This window comes from Pseudovibrio sp. Ad46, from assembly GCF_001623065.1.
Taxonomy (GTDB): domain Bacteria; phylum Pseudomonadota; class Alphaproteobacteria; order Rhizobiales; family Stappiaceae; genus Pseudovibrio.
Window position 1 is genome coordinate 18,157 of the sequence record NZ_LMCG01000001.1, and the last position, 12,897, is coordinate 31,053.

Sequence of the window (12,897 nt, forward strand, 5' to 3'; positions counted from 1 at the left end):
TCACGTCCAAGTAAACCGCAAGTCCACCTCAACTCAAGTTGATCACTTCGTTATATCGCATAGGCTAAGACAGTCCCTCAACAACACTCAATCACTATCATCAGACATATTTTCAGGATCGACCAGAGCAAAAACAAGTACATCAACCTGTTCCGCACCCGCAGCCTTCAAAACCCGCGCACATTCTTCAACAGTTGCCCCTGTCGTCAGCACATCATCAACCAGCACCACATGAGCACCAGATACCTCTGACAGGAAATGATCCGCAACTGCAAAGGCACCTTTCACATTAGCTGTCCGTGCCCCTCGCTTGAGGCCGACTTGTTGGTTAGTACGCCGAGTTCGAACCAAGCCATCAAGAAGCACTTGCCCCTCTAAATGACGCCCAACGTCGTTCGCCAGCAAAGCAGACTGATTATAGGTGCGCTCACGTAAGCGCGACTTGTGGAGAGGAACTGGAATAAGAAAACTCTCAGAAGCGACAAGTTCTGCCGCTGCATTGAGCATGCACCTGGCAAGAAACTTCGATAACCGGATCTCTCCATAAAACTTAAACCGCTTCACCAGCTCGCGCGCGGGCCCGTTGTAGAGGGCTGCGGCCCGGGCTCGGTCATAATCAGGCGGATTAACAAGAGCAGCAGCGCTCCAGGCGTTCGGTCCCAATTCATAATGCAGAGGAACACCAAGCCGCTCACAATAAGGCGCCGATATCAGTTCCAGTGTCTGCCAACAAGGCAGACACAAACCACCTTCACCTTGAACCAAATCGTTACAAATCGGACAGCTATGAGGAAACAGAGCATCCAGAGCAAAGTTCAGTCCTCGCCTTAAATGAGAGGCCACCTTCATATCAAGAAAGCTGGGTTTAAGCGGTTGCTCAGCTCTATCCACTGCATCAGGCAACCACTCCAGAGAAGAAAACTTGTCGCTCATCTGTGCTCACCGTATATATCTGCAGAAGAAATAAGCTAACAAAGCCTCCGTCGAACATCACTCCATGTTCAATGGGGTTATAATTTCCAATAGTGCACACACAGCACAATCTGGCCAAAGGCGCCCTCATGAGCGAACACACTCTCTTTGATCGTAAACTCATTGCACAACGTCGCATGACTGCATTGAAGAGAGCGCAAGACGGCGCTGACTTCCTGATGAAGGCAGCTGCCGCAGATTTGCAAGATCGTCTGGAACTCATCAGCAGAGAGTTTGACTGCGGAGTAGATCTCGGCGGTCACACCGGCCACATCTTTGAAGCACTAAAGACGTCAGGAAAAGTCAAACACCTGCTGCGAGCCGATCTGTTCGGTGCAGACTCAAACCTGTCTGATCCTGATTTGATTGTAGATGATGCCGTCCTGCCTTTCGCACCGGAAAGTCTGGACCTAATTGTCTCTTCACTTAACTTGCAGATGCTCGACGATCTTCCAGGAACACTTGTCCAGATCAAACGTGCATTGAAACCAGATGGCCTTTTCCTCGGCCTCTTATTAGGGACTGATACCCTTGCGGAGTTAAGAGACTGTCTGATGCGCGCCGAGATGGAAGTTAGTGAAGGCGTATCACCACGCGTTATCCCATTTGCAGATACCAGAGATCTTGGCGGCCTTCTCCAACGCGCAGGTTTCGCACTCCCAGTAACCGACATAGATCGGTTAACCGTTAGATACGACACCATGTTTGACTTGATCAGAGATCTGCGCGCAATGGGCGCAACGAACCCTTTGAAAGATCGCTTGAAGTCACCGACAAGCAAGAAGGTCTTCATGAAAGCGGCAGAGATCTATGCACAGGATTACTCAGATGCAGATGGACGCATCCGTGCAACCTTCACTTTCGCATCCCTGTCCGGCTGGGCACCACATGAATCTCAGCAAAAACCTCTAAAGCCCGGCTCTGCAAAGCACAGTCTGGCCGAAGCTCTTGGAACAAAAGAAATTAAGTCCTGATTAGCCAGAAATCGCGGCAAGCAAAGTATCTGAGATGAATTGGAAGTTATCCGAGATCGTGCTGCTAATTGCAGTCAAGCTAGCGGCAATGGCAAGAACAATCAAAGCGGCAAGAATGGCGTATTCAACTGCAGCGGCTCCGCGCTCGTCTTCGGTCATATGAGCAATCGTAAATCCACATTTCTGATTGTGATACGCTTTCTCATTCAACGCCATTACTGCCTCTTGTTCTCCGTGATCTCCCGCTAATAAGACACAAGGTCGATTAGATGCGGGATCAGCGGCTCATCTGCTGGTGGCATTTCATAATCACGTAAACGCACTGCCCGTACCCATTTCAGGTTTTGCCCCTCTGCCCCGTGAGGTGTGCCCGACCAGCGCCTACAAACGTAAAGTGGCATCAGCAGATGAAAATCTTCGTAAGTGTGGCTCGCGAAACTTAGGGGAGCAAGGCACTCTTTTTTAACTGTAATTCCCAGTTCCTCAGATAATTCACGGATCAAACAGTCCTCTGGGGTCTCACCAGCTTCGATCTTTCCACCCGGAAACTCCCAGAAACCTGCCATTGATTTGCCCTCAGGACGCTGAGCAAGCAGAATGCGGTTATCAGCATCAATCAAGGCGCACGCCGCAACCATCACAATTTTCATTTATTTTCCCGTTTCACAAAGGACCACTCTGAAAACCTTTTGGAAACCATACCAAAGGTCCCGAGTGAAATTTTACTGATTTTCTTAAGGCTGGGCATCTTTGCAATAGTGATAAGCATAGGCTTCTCGATACCCGAGGGAATCGTAGAGCTCTACAGCAGCAGTATTATCTGCCACCACTTGCAACCAGGCAGTTTCCGCACCGCGCTTAGCCCCAAGACTCTGTACTTCGCACATCAAAGCGTAAGCCAGCCCCTGACGACGAAACGCTTCAGCCGTCTTCACACTAAAGATGCCGAGTAGATCGCCATCCACCACACCAAGCAGAACAGCTGCTGGGACACCATCTTCAGTTTCAAGCACCAGCGCGATCAGTTCGACAGTCACTCTTGAAAGCACATCATGAAGTGCCTGCTCTGTTTCACTCAGAGGCTCCCCACGCTTTGCACCGTCAACCTGCGCGTAACTAGAAATCCATTCATTCAGTGAGACTTCGGAGAGCTTGTACCCTTTAGGCACATCAGTATCGCCAAGCCCCCAGATGGATCGTGACAGCACCAGAGTCTCATCAACACGAGCATACTTCTGAGAGGTCAGCACCTGATCCACATCTGTGGGAACCAAAGGTGTCCAGCGAACATGGAACGTCGTCTCAAGCCGTTTGAAGCGTGCTCGCGCAGAATCCAATCGGCTCTCGGCTTCATCACCGTCTTGGGCATCATAAAAATTCAGAGAGTTATTACGGCGCGCACTGCCCCCCGGTGAGAGACGGGAAATCCAGCTCCCATCATGATGCGCCATGAGGCTGGGAAAGCAATTCAGATTTGCCTGCTCCAGCTTCAACACCGTTTCCAGATCGCAGTTCGGTTGGCGAGGTTGAACTCGCTTAGCTTCTGTAGTCACCATTGATTGCCACATATTCCTTGGTGAGATCACAAGTCCAGACAGTCGCACCGCCACTTCCAATACCAAGATCAACCTTCAGGATGATCTCGTCTTCTTTCATGACAGCAGACGCTTCTTCTTCGCTGTAGTCAGGATCACGCTCTCCCTCAACCGCAACACGGATGTCGCCAAACCAGATCGCAAGCTTATCACGGTCAGCAGGCTCACCCGCCTTGCCAACAGCCATCACGACACGGCCCCAGTTCGCATCTTCGCCAGCAAATGCAGTTTTCATCAATGGAGAGTTTGCAATCGCCATAGCAATCCGCTTTGCAGAAGTATCGCTCTCAGCACCTTCCACTCGCACTTCAACAAACTTGGTCGCACCTTCCCCATCACGAACGATCATCTGAGCCAGCTCAAGCATCATGCTGGAGAGAGCTTCACGGAACTCCGCGAGACGCGGATCCGCAGCACTTTCAATCCAGTCACCCCCAGCAGACCCAGTAGCTGCCAACAGCACAGTGTCTGAGGTGGACGTATCACTATCAACCGTGATGGAATTAAAAGAGCCGCCCACACACTCAAAAAGCAAGCTCTGCAAAGCAGGCGCTTTAATCGGAGCGTCAGTGAACAAGAAGCCAAGCATGGTCGCCATATCAGGCGCAATCATACCGGCACCTTTTGCAATACCATTCAACGTAACCGTCACATCACCCAACTTCACACGACGTGTGCTCATCTTAGGATAGGTATCCGTGGTCATGATCGCTTTGGCTGCGTCCATCCACTTGTCAGCGACAGCATCAGCCACCAGGCCACCAGCCACACCAGCAAATTTCTCAGCCGGCAGCGGCTCGCCAATCACCCCGGTAGACGCCAGATAAAGCTCATCCGCAGCAAACCCGCTCGCCTTTGAAAGGATGTCCGCTGAAAGCTCCACAGATGCGAGCCCCTTCTTGCCCGTAAACGCATTCGCATTCCCGGAGTTGACCATAATTGCACGCGCAACACCCTTGGAAAGGTTCTGCTTACACCAGTCAACCGGAGCACTCGTGCATTTAGATGTCGTGAACACACCAGCAATCTGAGCAGGCTCATCAAACACAGCCAGGAGAACGTCAGTACGTCCTTCATACTTCAGACCAGCTGCAGCAGTTGCCATTCGAACGCCCTTAACTTCCGGAAGTTCTGGATAGGACTTGGGTGCGAGTGGAGAAATGGTCGCGGACATGAAAACCTCCCGAAGAAAACTGTGTCTGTACTGCAAAAAAGTAGCCCCGGAAGGCCTAAGCCATCCGAGGCTACAAAAACAAGATGTTTTATTTCAATAATCAGCAGAGCTAATAAGAACGAGCCTATTATTTGCTTTCTTCAGCTTTCGCTTCATCAGCATCGGCACCGATGATTTCCACAGTGTTCTTGGCTTTCAGCTCTTCAAGCACTTCACGGAATTTCGTCAGAACCAGCTCCTGACGGATCTGACCTTCAGCCGTTTCAAAGGCTGGAGCGGACTGTGTGCGTGCTTCCTTGTTCAGGATTACGTGATAACCGAACTGTGTTTGCACAGGCTCTTTTGTAAACTCACCCGGTTTCAGAGCAAAAGCAGCTGTTTCAAACTCAGGGACCATCTGGCCTTTTCCGAAGAAACCAAGGTCACCACCGCTAGGGCCGGAAGGACCAGTGGACTTTTCCTTTGCAAGCTCAGCAAAGTCTGCACCACCTTCGAGCTGCTTAATGATGTCCTTCGCCTCATCTTCCTTCTCTACAAGGATGTGCGCTGCATTGATCTCTGGAGCACCCTGATAGTTGGCATACTCAGCCTCGTAAGCAGCCTTAACTTCGTCTTCGGTGATAGCGCTCTGAATGTACTTCTGGAAATACGCATTGCGAAGTGCACGCGTGCGCTCAAATGCCATTAAGCGTTTAAAATCATCAGTTTCTGCAAGTTTTTCTTCTGCGCCGGCTTCTGCAAGCAGGTTCATCTCAACCAACACATCGGTCAAAACCTTGCGCCATTCGGTTGGTGGAACACGCTGCAGCTGCTGCGCGTAATCTTGAGCTGCATAAGCAAGATCAGCTTCGGTAATAACGCTCTGGCCAACCTTCGCAACTGGCTTGTCCAGATCTGGAGCCGCATCAGCATCCTGTGCCTGCGCTGCACTCAGCCCAATAACCAGAGCAGCAACAGCAACTGAACTACCTAGGATCCCTGTAAATTTACGAAGCATAAGATCACTTTCTTTCCTGTTTATGGAGAGTTTAAAAAGAGTTGCAAAACAACAAAGCACTATATTGCGACGGCAACTGCCGTTGACAACCTTTCGGCCCACTCTTATCTCTCTGTCGCCTGCTTTTTTACTCGCAGGTGTTTAATATGCTGTGACCCAGATCAGACTCACAGAGTTTTGACTGGTTAGATCACGAATGTGAAGATTTTTAGGGCCCGACCGCGACGTGAAAAAACCGGCGCGCCCAAAGTAGGAAGGACCGCCACATGGTGGGGCTCGGCGCACTCGCTCGTAAGATATTTGGTTCAGCAAATGACCGTCGGATTAAGACACTCAAGCCCACAGTAGACGCTATTTCTGCTTTGGAGCCGGAAATGGAAGCTCTGACAGATGAACAGCTGAGAGCCAAAACTGACGAGTTCCGCGAGCAACTGGCAAACGGCGCTAAGCTGGACGACCTCTTGGTCCCGGCATTTGCAGTCGTGCGGGAAGCTTCCCGCCGCGTCCTTGGTCTTCGTCACTACGACGTGCAGCTCATCGGTGGTATGGTTCTCCATGCTGGAGAAATCACCGAAATGCGCACCGGTGAAGGTAAGACCCTTGTTGCGACGGCTCCAGTATACCTTAACGCATTGACAAGTAAGGGCGTTCACGTTGTGACTGTGAACGACTACCTGGCAACACGTGATATCGAATGGATGGGTCAGGTTTACCGGTTCCTCGGTTTGACAACTGGTTTGATTGTCCACGGCATCTCTGATGAAGAGCGCAAAGCCGCCTATGCAGCAGACGTCACATACGGCACCAACAACGAATTTGGCTTCGATTATCTTCGTGACAACATGAAGTATGATCGCGAGTCCATGTGCCAGCGCCCGCATCATTATGCAATCGTGGATGAAGTCGACTCCATTCTCGTGGATGAAGCTCGTACCCCTCTGATTATTTCCGGCCCGCTGGAAGATCGCACAGACTTCTACAATCTCATCGATACATTTATTCCTCAGTTGACTGAAGAGGACTTTGAACTCGACGAGAAAGCTCGCTCCGCAACCTTCACCGAAGCAGGTAACGAGAAGCTTGAGCAACTCTTGACAGAAGCAGATCTTCTAAAGGGCGAATCGCTTTATGACGTGGAGAACGTGACAGCTGTTCACCATCTTCAGCAGGGTCTGAAAGCGCATAAGCTTTTCCAACGCGATAAAGATTACATCGTCCGCAACGACGAAGTCGTTATTATTGACGAATTCACTGGCCGTATGATGCCGGGCCGTCGCTTCTCTGAGGGCCTCCACCAGGCTTTGGAAGCAAAAGAAAAAGCTGCTATCCAGCCAGAGAACCAGACACTCGCGTCCATCACATTCCAGAACTACTTCCGCATGTACGACAAGCTGGCTGGTATGACCGGTACAGCAATGACGGAAGCTGAAGAGTTCATGGACATCTACAGCCTAGACGTGGTGGATATTCCAACCAACGTTGCTGTTCAGCGTGTCGATGACGACGATGAAGTGTACCGCACAGTTGCCGAAAAGTACGACGCCATTCAGGTACTCGTAGATGACTGCCATGAACGCGGTCAGCCTGTTCTGGTAGGCACAACATCCATTGAAAAATCCGAGATGCTCGCCGATCTGCTCATCAAGAACGGCTACACTCAGATCGATGTGTCAGACCCGCTCGGCTTTGCAAGCATGTACACCGGCAAGGATGCAGGTAAAAAGAAGGTCTTTGCAGTTCTGAACGCACGTTACCATGAGCAGGAAGCAAGCATCATCGCGCAGGCAGGTGTGCCTGGTGCTGTGACCATTGCAACCAACATGGCTGGCCGTGGTACAGATATCCAGCTCGGTGGTAACGTTGAAATGCGTATCGCGAACGAACTGGGCGACATGCCTGAGGGCGCTGAGCGTACTGCAAAAGAAGACGCCATCAAAAAAGAAGTTGAGGCGCTCAAGCAAAAAGCTCTTCAGGCTGGTGGCCTTTACGTTGTCGCAACCGAGCGCCACGAAAGCCGCCGCATTGACAACCAGCTGCGCGGTCGTTCTGGCCGTCAGGGTGACCCTGGTCACTCCAAGTTCTTCCTGTCTCTTCAGGATGATCTGATGCGCATATTCGGTTCTGAGCGCATGGACTCCATGCTTCAGAAGCTTGGTCTGCAGGACGGTGAAGCAATCGTTCACCCTTGGATCAACAAAGCACTGGAAAAAGCTCAGCAGAAAGTGGAAGCTCGCAACTTCGACATTCGTAAGAACCTGCTGAAGTTCGATGACGTGATGAACGACCAGCGTAAAGTCGTCTTCGATCAGCGCCTCGAAATGATGGACCCTGAAGTTACTCAGGAAGCTGTTGTGGAAATGCGCGAAGAGTTCGTCGAAGATCTCGTCGCAGCACACATTCCAGAACGCGCTTACCCTGAGCAGTGGGACACAGAAGGCCTTCAGGAAGAAGCACGCACAAAGCTGAACCTCGATCTGCCAATTATTGAGTGGGCAAACGAGGAAGGCATTGCAGACGAAGAAGTCACCGCGCGCCTGAAGAAGGAAGCCAATCAGGTTATGGCGAGTAAGGCTGCAAACTACGGTCCAGACGTTATGCGTCAGATCGAGCGTGCAGTTCTTCTGCAAACCATCGACAACCTGTGGCGTGAGCATCTGGCGAACCTTGATCACCTGCGTTCTGCAGTTGGTCTGCGTGGCTACGCACAGCGTGATCCACTTCAGGAATACAAAACGGAGTCCTTCACTCTCTTTGAAAACATGCTGAGCACCCTGCGCCAGACCACCACATCACAGTTGATGATGGTTGAATTGGTTCAGCAGCAGGCTCCGGAAACACCGCAGATGCCTTCCCACATGGAAGCACATCACACCAATCCTATGACTGGTGAAGACGAGATGATGGAAGCGGACCGCCAACTGGCTGAAGCACGTGCAGCATCTGCACCAGACGGTCGTGAGTCAGATGATCCCGAAACATGGGGTCGTGTAGGTCGGAATGAGCCTTGTCCATGTGGATCTGGCAAAAAGTACAAGCATTGCCACGGTGCACTTGTCTGATCCGGCATTAATCAAGTTCAAGAAAGGGCTGCTTCGGCGGCCCTTTTTTATTACAGACGACCTCCCGCTTCACACCAAGGAAATCTGCACCAGAAAGGCGGGAGTATTCCCAGAACCTGAGAATGTTAATCTACGCTTCTTTCAGCTCTAATTTGTAAGAAGCGGCAAAACATGAACACTTCAAGCACGCTCGATTTTAACAAGGTCCTCCGACAGCTCACCCCAAAAACCAAACTGGAAAGAACACGAGCATCCGTTGAAGTGCATCTCGGACAGCGTATTGAAGCGTTCTACGCACCTACAAAAAACAGCTATCTGGCTCAACTCTGCGATGCGTACGGCAGCGATAAAGGCACCAACTGCCCGGAAACCACCCAGTTCAACTGGGAGCCTCACACCTACACCGATTTCTACAGCATGATTTTCGATCATTGTCGCGACAAGATCGCAAACGTGCTCGAATGCGGCATCGGTACGAATGACACCAGCTGTCTTTCGAACATGGGCAAAGAAGGTAAGCCCGGCGCCTCCCTTCGCGTCTGGAGAGACTATTTCCCCAATGCTGTGATAACCGGCCTCGACATCGACGAAAAATGCTTGTTCTCTGATTCTCGCATTCAGACATATCAGGTGGATCAGACCAGCCCGGAAAGCATCTCAAGCTTCAAAACCACCGCAAAGCCAGAGCCCTACGACCTGATCATCGATGATGGCCTCCACCATTACGAAGCGGGGATTGCCTTCTTCGAGAACATTGTAGACCTGCTCGCAAGCAATGGCGTTTACATGATCGAGGATGTGAACCGGCACGACATTCATCGCTATGCCGAGTATTTCCAAAAGCGGGAAAGTGAATTCAGCTGCCGCTGCCTCCTGCTCTATCGCCAGCATGTCAGCCTACGCGACAACATGCTCGTCATGATCACCCGCAAACAATAACCCTCCCCACGCATCATCCTCTGAAAAGCCAGACGTTGACGACTCAACACTACCTATTCTAGTACTAGAATATAATTTTATTCTAAGGCTAGAATAGTATGTCTGAAAGCCTCACTGACAGCGAACTGCTCGTCCTCGGCCTTGTCTCCGAGATGCCCCGCCATGGCTATGAGCTGGAGCAGGTCATAGAGCAGCGAGGCATGCGCGAGTGGACGCAAATCGGGTTCTCTTCCATCTACTTCGTGCTGGGCAAGTTGGAAAAGAAAGGCCTCGTCACCTCAGAGAAGCCCACTGGTGCCAAAGCTAAGAAGAGCTTCCTCATGACAGAGGCAGGCCACCAAGCTCTCATCGCACAAACCCTCTCAGCTATCACAACAGTTCGTCCAACATACTCATCCCTCCTCTTGGGCATGATCCATTGGCCGACGCTGCAACGAGACCAAGCCCTTAACGCTTTAAGCGAGCGTGCCGAAGCAATACAAAAAGACATCTCCCGAATTGGAAACATCCAATTAGACCAACAACCTTTGCCTGATCACGTCGAAGCCCTCTTTGACTACTCCATCGCTCAGCTCAAATCAGAGGCCGACTGGCTTCAGAAAACTCTGGACTACATGACCTGCAAACCATGGAACACATGAGGACATAGCTATGACGACAACCGATTTCAGAGACAGACTCTATGAGTTATATCGACCACCAAGCGACCGTTTTACATTTGTCGATGTTCCCGACATGCAATTCGCTATGATTGATGGACATGGCAATCCGGAAGGAGAAGCATTCGCCCAGGCGATCAAATGGCTTTTCACCGTGATCTACCCCATCAAGCTCGACACAAAGAAACGACTTGGCAAGCGCTTTGTGGAACCACCTTTGGAGTGTCTGTGGTGGGCCGACGATATGATCGATCTCGTCGCCGGCAACAAAGATAAGTTGAAGTGGCGTTTGATGATTGTCCTGCCTCACTGGACCGATGACACCCTCTTCGCTCAAGGCGTGGAAACTGCAATAGAGCGTCTCGGAGAAAAACCAGCATCATTGCAAAGAGGTATTCTGACAGAAGGCCGTTCAGTCCAGATCCTTCACAAGGGTCCTTATGAGGATCTTCGCAATGTTTGCGCAAAACTTCATCAGGAGTTTCTCCCGGAACATTCTCTGAAACCTAACGGACATCATCACGAAATCTACCTTAATGACCCAACCCGAACAGCACCGGAAAAGAGAAAAACGGTCATCAGGCAACCTGTGATCTAGGTGCTGTTTCAAACTTCCATCTCGGGCTCGACAAAGAATTGCAAGCATCATTAAACCAAAAGACGAGAAACAACAGCACCTTACAACTTAAGAATTCCTAGGCGATACTCCGCTACTATCCTGAGAAAACAAAACGAGCGGCAGCGGAGATGTTAGCATCCGCGTCTCAGGAGCAAAAGATGACCTCAGATTTCTCTGGGAATGCATTTCATAAGTTTCTAACATTGATGTTAGTGAGCAGCATTTCAATGGGAATGCTCTCACGGCCAGCCACGGCACAATCAGAAACCCCACCCTCTTCGCAAAAAGATAAGGCACCAGTCTCAGGCACGGCCTCTGAGCAACCAGCCACTCCCCAGGCACTCAAAGTGCCCCCCGGCTATTACAGTCAGGTAGACCAAAGCCTCGGCGTTCTACTCTCCATCTACGATGCACCATCAGACGATGCAGCTGTTATTGTTCAACTGCCGGGAGATACAATCCTCAACTCCGACGGTGAACAAAAGCAGGTTGACGATCTACGCTGGCAACATGTCAGCCTCGGAGAGATAGAGGGTTGGGTTGAAGCCCAAAAGCTGAAAGCCGCCATACCCGTCCCATTCACCGGGACAAATCTGCCAGTTCTGGGTGTCTGCGGAGGAACTGAGCCGTCTTGGAGCATTGAGTGGAACTCCAGCGTCGTAACTTACTCGAACATCACCGGACTGCTCCATCGCGTCCCGTTTCAGTCAGTAAAGGCTGAGACAGACAAGAACGCCACATTACTTCAGGCAGGGAATGAAAGCATCGATCTAAAAATGACTATCTCCGAGAAGCAATGCACTTTCACCCCATTGGACTCTTTCGTCTGGGGAGAGGCCGTCGCCACCATCACACAGCCTGGACAAAAACCAGTGACCCTCAAAGGGTGCTGCAGGCCAGTCTCAGATGGCTATCGCTAAACCGCATCCAGCTGCCCAATAAAAAACCCGGGTCACCCCGGGTTTAATGCTCTTAGCCTGTCATTCGTGACTTAGTTCACGACAACCTTGGCACCAATATCAACATGGTCATAAAGATAGGAAACATCTTCGTTGAACATGCGGATACATCCGGATGAAACAGCACGACCGATGCTCCAGTCCTCAGTGGTACCGTGGATACGGTAGATGGTAGCACCCAGATACAGCGCACGCGCACCCAATGGGTTGTCTGGACCACCCTTCATGTAACGTGGAAGAGTACGGCCTTTTTTCGCTTCACGACGGCGCATTTCTTCCGGCGGTGTCCAACCCGGCCATTTTGCTTTGCGAGTGATACGCTCGGTACCATTCCACTCAAAACCTTCACGGCCAACACCGATGCCATAACGCATCGCTTTGCCGCTTTCCTGCACGTGGTAGAGATAGCGTTCTTCGGTATCAATGATGATGGTACCTGGCTTCTCATTAGTGCGGTACGTGATCAGCTTACGCTTGAACTTACGGCGAGCTGAGTTGGATGCCATAGCAGGAGAATCTGGGAAGATGTCCCATTGGCGTGTGTCTGGATTCCACAGCTTGCCCGCGCTTGCCGGTGCTACAAACACAAAGCTAACCAACGTACAAATGACAGCAAATATTCCCTTGCGAAGATGTCCTCGCATCGTCACCCCCTGAAATTGGCGATAGCCCCTGACCCTGCGGGACCTGTCGAATTTTAAAAATAAGTCAGCGCCGAGAAAGAACAAACTCTACCAAAAAAAATTCTCGGACCTCTGAGTTTCCATATGTTTCAAATTGAGACTGATTATCAACATCTGATAATCGATATCCAAGCAAAACCTCACTTCCGCGGGTCATTTGTTTCACTTTTTTCAATTTTCCTCATGCCAAGCAAAATTTTCGCTCAATTCTATCGGTTCGTCCGCTGATAAAAAAAATCCTGCCTTAGCCTAAGTCACAGGTAAACC

13 protein-coding genes are annotated in these 12,897 nt (G+C 50.7%); 6 read left to right on the top strand and 7 right to left on the bottom strand.

Annotation, left to right across the window (positions count from 1 at the left end; all coding sequences use genetic code 11):
- Positions 1-87: 87 nt before the first annotated feature.
- A complete protein-coding gene (locus tag PsAD46_RS00085) occupies positions 88-933 on the bottom strand; it encodes a ComF family protein (RefSeq protein WP_063291188.1) in 846 nt (281 codons plus the stop codon).
- A gap of 128 nt (positions 934-1,061) precedes the next feature.
- Between PsAD46_RS00085 and PsAD46_RS00090 the strand changes: the two genes are divergently transcribed.
- Positions 1,062-1,946 carry a methyltransferase domain-containing protein gene (locus tag PsAD46_RS00090; RefSeq protein WP_063291209.1) on the top strand — a complete coding sequence of 295 codons (885 nt, stop codon included), beginning with the start codon at positions 1,062-1,064 and terminating at the stop codon, positions 1,944-1,946.
- On the opposite strand, the gene PsAD46_RS00095 is transcribed toward PsAD46_RS00090, so the two are convergent.
- The 5 genes from PsAD46_RS00095 to PsAD46_RS00115 all read right to left on the bottom strand — a co-directional run bounded on the left by PsAD46_RS00095 (position 1,947) and on the right by PsAD46_RS00115 (position 5,712).
- Positions 1,947-2,162 carry a Flp family type IVb pilin gene (locus PsAD46_RS00095; RefSeq protein WP_057463468.1) on the bottom strand — a complete coding sequence of 72 codons (216 nt, stop codon included), beginning with the start codon at positions 2,160-2,162 and terminating at the stop codon, positions 1,947-1,949. It abuts the gene before it with no gap.
- A gap of 29 nt (positions 2,163-2,191) precedes the next feature.
- Entirely contained in the window at positions 2,192-2,596 is a 405-nt protein-coding gene (mutT, locus tag PsAD46_RS00100; protein WP_063286043.1) for an 8-oxo-dGTP diphosphatase MutT, read from the bottom strand.
- 84 nt (positions 2,597-2,680) lie between these two features.
- Positions 2,681-3,502, bottom strand: coding sequence for an N-acetyltransferase (locus PsAD46_RS00105; protein WP_063291187.1), 822 nt, complete (start codon positions 3,500-3,502; stop codon positions 2,681-2,683).
- The gene (gene argJ, locus PsAD46_RS00110; RefSeq protein WP_063291186.1) at positions 3,483-4,715 is read right to left on the bottom strand and encodes a bifunctional glutamate N-acetyltransferase/amino-acid acetyltransferase ArgJ; all 1,233 of its coding nucleotides are present in this window, start codon (positions 4,713-4,715) and stop codon (positions 3,483-3,485) included. The genes PsAD46_RS00105 and argJ overlap by 20 nt, the downstream gene beginning before the upstream one ends.
- 127 nt (positions 4,716-4,842) lie before the next feature.
- A complete protein-coding gene (locus PsAD46_RS00115) occupies positions 4,843-5,712 on the bottom strand; it encodes a peptidylprolyl isomerase (protein WP_063291185.1) in 870 nt (289 codons plus the stop codon).
- A gap of 266 nt (positions 5,713-5,978) precedes the next feature.
- Between PsAD46_RS00115 and secA the strand changes: the two genes are divergently transcribed.
- The 5 genes from secA to PsAD46_RS00140 all read left to right on the top strand — a co-directional run bounded on the left by secA (position 5,979) and on the right by PsAD46_RS00140 (position 11,908).
- Positions 5,979-8,771 (top strand): preprotein translocase subunit SecA, encoded by a 2,793-nt coding sequence (gene secA, locus PsAD46_RS00120; RefSeq protein ID WP_063291184.1) that lies wholly within the window; start codon positions 5,979-5,981, stop codon positions 8,769-8,771.
- Positions 8,772-8,942: 171 nt separating this feature from the next.
- On the top strand, positions 8,943-9,710 hold the full coding sequence (locus PsAD46_RS00125; protein WP_208981587.1) for a class I SAM-dependent methyltransferase: 768 nt from the start codon (positions 8,943-8,945) through the stop codon (positions 9,708-9,710).
- A gap of 98 nt (positions 9,711-9,808) precedes the next feature.
- Entirely contained in the window at positions 9,809-10,351 is a 543-nt protein-coding gene (locus PsAD46_RS00130) for a PadR family transcriptional regulator (protein WP_063291183.1), read from the top strand.
- Between the two features lie 10 nt (positions 10,352-10,361).
- Positions 10,362-10,967, top strand: a complete 606-nt coding sequence (locus PsAD46_RS00135) for a GyrI-like domain-containing protein (RefSeq protein WP_063291182.1) — start codon at positions 10,362-10,364, stop codon at positions 10,965-10,967.
- Between the two features lie 179 nt (positions 10,968-11,146).
- On the top strand, positions 11,147-11,908 hold the full coding sequence (locus tag PsAD46_RS00140) for a hypothetical protein (RefSeq protein ID WP_063291208.1): 762 nt from the start codon (positions 11,147-11,149) through the stop codon (positions 11,906-11,908).
- A 71-nt stretch (positions 11,909-11,979) separates the two neighbouring features.
- On the opposite strand, the gene PsAD46_RS00145 is transcribed toward PsAD46_RS00140, so the two are convergent.
- Positions 11,980-12,591, bottom strand: a complete 612-nt coding sequence (locus PsAD46_RS00145; protein WP_057463476.1) for a L,D-transpeptidase — start codon at positions 12,589-12,591, stop codon at positions 11,980-11,982.
- Positions 12,592-12,897 lie beyond the last annotated feature (306 nt).